A 3,952-nucleotide genomic window follows, 5' to 3' on the forward strand; every position below is an offset into this window, starting at 1 on the left:
GCTCGTGGGCAGTGCGGACCTCATCGGCGTCGAGGGTGCCGGTGGAGTCCTCGAGCGAGTCGAGGAGGTAGCCGATCTTCTCGCGCAGCGGGTTGCCCTCCCGGATGCTCAGATGAGCTTCGGTGAGCTGGTCGCGCAGGCCGGGGTGCTCGGCCTCGAAGGCAGCGCGACGGGCGGTGATCGCGCGCGTCGTGTCGATGTGCTCGGCGTGCGCCTTCGCGTGGGCGCGGGCGGTGGCGCGAGCGCTGCTGACGAGCCGGCTGCGAGTGCCGGTGCCGTGGCAGTCGAAGCAGATCGGGCGACCGTGGCCATCGGTGAAGTGGGTGGGCCCGGTGTACAGGCCGGTGCCGATGCACTTGCCGCAGGTGTCGGTGATCCGCTCGGAGCCCTTGCGGCCGGGGAAGGGGTCGACGTAGAAGTCGTGCCAGTCTGCCGGTGCGGTGGTGTCGATGCTGTCCATGGGATCCTCCGATGCGTCTGTGGGTATAGGCCGCGGATCGTTCTCTTCGCGGACATGAAGGGGAAGGTGCGGGGGCGGCTATGTCACGGAGCCGCCCCCGCGGCGGCGACCTGGTTGGGAGGACGGCGGTCGCCGTGAGGGACGGAGCGAAGAGCGCGGCGAGCGCTCGTCAGGCTGCGGTGTGGCGCCTGTCCCTGGGAGGGGAACGGCGTTGCGCGGTTCCCCTGGCTGTGGGTCTGTGGGGTCTCCCTCTACTCAGTTAGTAGTGAATGTGACATTCACAGAGTAGGGGGTTTCTGCGTGCGGGTCAAGCGTCGATCTTGTAGGGATCTTTCTGAAATGTCCATTTCGCAGTTGAAATGTCCACGCGATGTCCATATGGACATTTCGGACGCCGGCCGACCGTCGCGATCATGTGGGCGGCGGTTTCACAGCGCCTCAGCTTCTCTGCTGGATCGCGGCTACGCGATGTCTCCCCTTTCACGTCTGAGTGGCCATCGGTCTGATCGGGCCATGAGCAGGATCAGTTTCGCGCGTCGCCCCCGCCCTCTGGTTCCGCGCTGCGGGCGTCATCGTCGTGGCAGGCTTCTTCGCGTCGTTGGTTACCGGTGTCTGCTGCCCCGGCGCCCCCGCCAGCGGAACATCGACGTGCGGAACGTTCGAGCGCTTGACCGCCGGGATCGACAGATCACGTGGCTCTGGCTCGCACGGACGGTCATCGTAGGCGCCATCGCGGCGCTCGAGGTGGGCGTCTTCGGTCGAGTCACCCTTGGCCGACTTCCTTGCGGGCATGGCACTGTTCGGGAGCTCGAGCGGACGCAGGGAGGTCATGAAATTGCCTTTCGCGGATAGCGGAGGCGATGAACGCTGCGTTCACCTATGGTTGGGGTCGTGGTCGCATTGCGCCCATACGATGTGCGGCGAACCCGAAAGGTGATCACCGGCTACATGAACTCGCCCCTCAACGAGCCGCCGCTCGGCGGAACCATCGACCACATCCTCTCGATCCTGCCGTCGCTCGTACCGAGCGCGCAGCGCGTCGCCCGCATCTGCGCCGAGCGACCCCACGACGTGGTCGACATGTCGGGCGCCGACCTCGCCGAAGCCGCCAACACGTCGCCGGCCACCGTCAGCCGCACCGCCCAGGCGCTGGGGCTGCGCAGCTTTCAGCACCTGCGCATGCTGCTCGTGCGTGACCTCGCCGCCGACGCCACCGCCGCGCCCGACGCACCCGCCGGCACCGAGGGCTTTCTGCGGTGGCTGGCCGAGGGGCGGGTGGGATGCTGCAGACCGCGCTCGCCTCGATCGACCCGGTCGCGTTCGACGCCGCTGCCGACGCCATCGCCCGCGCGCCGCGCCTGCTGATCTCGGGCACCGGCGCCTCGCACGCCGCCGCCCAGGCGTCGGCCGTCGCGTTCGCCGTCAACGGCCGGCCCTGCGAAGCGCCCGCTGACGGCGTGGTCGCCCACCTCACCGCCCGCGTGCTCGCCCCCGGTGATGTGTGCCTCATCGTCAGCTCGAGTGGCGCCAACTCGGTGACCCTCGCGGTTGCGGACGCCGCCGTCGACGCCGGCGCCACCGTGATCGGGGTCACGAGCTTCGCCCGTACCCCGCTCACCACCCGCGCCGACCACCTGCTCGTCGCCGGTGCGCGCTTCCAGGCGTGGGATCAAGGCATTCTCGGCAGCGGGCTCGTACAGCTGCTCGTGCTCAACGCCCTGCAGATCGCCGTCGCCGACCGCATGAGCGACGCCGCCGACCGCGCGCGCCTCGCGGTGCGCGAAGAGGTGCTCGACATCGTCGCCGACGACGGCTCCGACGCCGAGGCATCCGACGTGCCAGACGTTATCGACCACGGCGATGGGCGTTGACACTCCGTTTGCAGGAAATTCACTTTCCTCGATTGCAATAGCTCTGCAAGCGGATTTCGCGGGAAGGCCCCGGTTCGTCAGGTCGCTTGCAGAAGGCGACTCATGGGAACGATCCAGCTCTCTGGTGTCGGTCGCTCCTTCAAGAGCACCGCCGCCGTCAGTGATATCGACCTGATCATCGAAGACGCCGCCGCGCAGATCACCGAGTCCACCGGTGCCCCCTCGATGAGCGCGTCGTGCGTGATCACCGGCGGCAGCTGGTGCATGCAGGGCCTCTTCCTCTCGAACGGCGCCCAGGTGCTGAGCGATGACCGCACGACGATCGAGTTCGGCTCGGACGCCGCGATCGATACGGTCGCGACCTTCACCGAGATGTACGAGGACGGCGTGCTCACCAACGAGGACTTCACCAGCCAGTACGAGGCGTTCGCGCAGGGGAAGACCGCGATCCACGTCAACAGCTCGGCCCTGCAGGGCGCGTTCATGATGGGCGCCGAGGCCGGTGGCTGGACCCTCGACGCTCACACCCTGCCCGCGTTCGGAGACCAGGCGGTCGTGCCCACCAACTCGGGCTCGTTCCTCGCGATGTTCGCCACCGACCCCGCCAAGCAGGCCGCCGCGTGGGAGCTCATGCAGTTCATGACCAGCCCCCGCGCCTACGAGATCATCTCGACCCAGATCGGGTACCTACCGCTGCGCAGCAGCATGGCCGACGAGGGCGGACCGCTCTATGACTGGGTCGAAGCCAACCCGCTCGTGAAGCCCAACCTCGAGCAGCTCGACGCGCTCGAGCCGTGGGTGTCGTACCCCGGCGACAGCTACGCCCAGGTCGACCAGGTGCTCGCCACCGCCATCGAAGACGCGGTCTTCTACGGCGCCGACCCGGCCGCCACTATGACCGAGGCCGCCGAGCGCGCGCAGGGGCTGATCGAATGACCATCGACCTCGACCTGACGCCTTCGGCGACGGATGCCGCGGCCGCTTCGTCGCCGGATGCCGCGACCGCGGCGCCTCGTGAGCGTCGCCACGCCGTGGCCGGCCTCTACAACCTGCGCGACACCGGCGGCTACCGTGCAGCCGGCGGCACCAGCCGGTGGGGCAAGCTGCTGCGGTCAGATGCTCTGCACCGCATCGACGCGACCGGTCGCGACCGGCTGGCCGAGATCGGCGTCGCCCACATCATCGACCTGCGCGGCGGCGACGAGCGCGCCACAGCGCCGAGCGCGGTCGACGGGCTCGAGGTCACCGTGCACCACCTGCCCGTGTTCGACGACGCCGACCCGGCCGCGCAGGCCACCACGCACGTCGGACTCGTGCCCGTCTACGACCACATCGTCGACGAGCGCGGGGCGCAGCTGGTCGACGCGATCCGGGTGATCATCGCGGCTGACGACGACGACGCGGTGCTCGTGCACTGCACCGCCGGCAAAGACCGCACCGGTCTCGTCGTGGCCTTCGCGCTCGCCGCCGCCGGGGTCGACCGCGACGACGTCGTGGCCGACTACGCCGCCACCGCCGAGAACCTGCGCGGCGAGTGGTCAGACGCGATGACCGCCGTCTTCGAACAGCGCGGCATCGAACTGACCGCGGGAATGGTCGAACTCATCACCGAGAGCCCCGC

The 3,952-nt window shown here is 69.0% G+C and carries 6 protein-coding genes; 4 read left to right on the forward strand and 2 right to left on the reverse strand.

The genetic code is table 11. The annotated features are described in order from the left end of the window. Together B7W94_RS00710 and B7W94_RS17795 are read right to left on the reverse strand one after the other, a co-directional pair. A partial coding sequence (locus B7W94_RS00710; RefSeq protein ID WP_216353853.1) for a hypothetical protein occupies positions 1-460 on the reverse strand: 460 nt, incomplete at its 3' end. Positions 461-940: 480 nt separating this feature from the next. Further along, entirely contained in the window at positions 941-1,291 is a 351-nt protein-coding gene (locus B7W94_RS17795; protein WP_005052795.1) for a hypothetical protein, read from the reverse strand. A 60-nt stretch (positions 1,292-1,351) separates the two neighbouring features. On the opposite strand from B7W94_RS17795, the gene B7W94_RS00715 reads away from it, so the two are divergent. The 4 genes from B7W94_RS00715 to B7W94_RS00730 form a co-directional block, all read left to right on the forward strand. Further along, positions 1,352-1,825 carry a MurR/RpiR family transcriptional regulator gene (locus B7W94_RS00715; protein ID WP_164743636.1) on the forward strand — a complete coding sequence of 158 codons (474 nt, stop codon included), beginning with the start codon at positions 1,352-1,354 and terminating at the stop codon, positions 1,823-1,825. Beyond that, the gene (locus B7W94_RS00720) at positions 1,741-2,331 is read left to right on the forward strand and encodes an SIS domain-containing protein (RefSeq protein ID WP_005052796.1); all 591 of its coding nucleotides are present in this window, start codon (positions 1,741-1,743) and stop codon (positions 2,329-2,331) included. Before B7W94_RS00715 ends, B7W94_RS00720 begins: the two co-directional genes overlap by 85 nt. 102 nt (positions 2,332-2,433) lie before the next feature. Then, positions 2,434-3,267, forward strand: a complete 834-nt coding sequence (locus tag B7W94_RS00725) for an extracellular solute-binding protein (protein WP_005052797.1) — start codon at positions 2,434-2,436, stop codon at positions 3,265-3,267. Then, positions 3,264-3,952 (forward strand): tyrosine-protein phosphatase (locus B7W94_RS00730; RefSeq protein ID WP_085603607.1); only part of this gene is annotated, 689 nt, incomplete at its 3' end. The genes B7W94_RS00725 and B7W94_RS00730, both read left to right, overlap by 4 nt.

The organism is Microbacterium sp. LEMMJ01, from assembly GCF_002114135.1.
GTDB lineage: Bacteria > Actinomycetota > Actinomycetes > Actinomycetales > Microbacteriaceae > Microbacterium.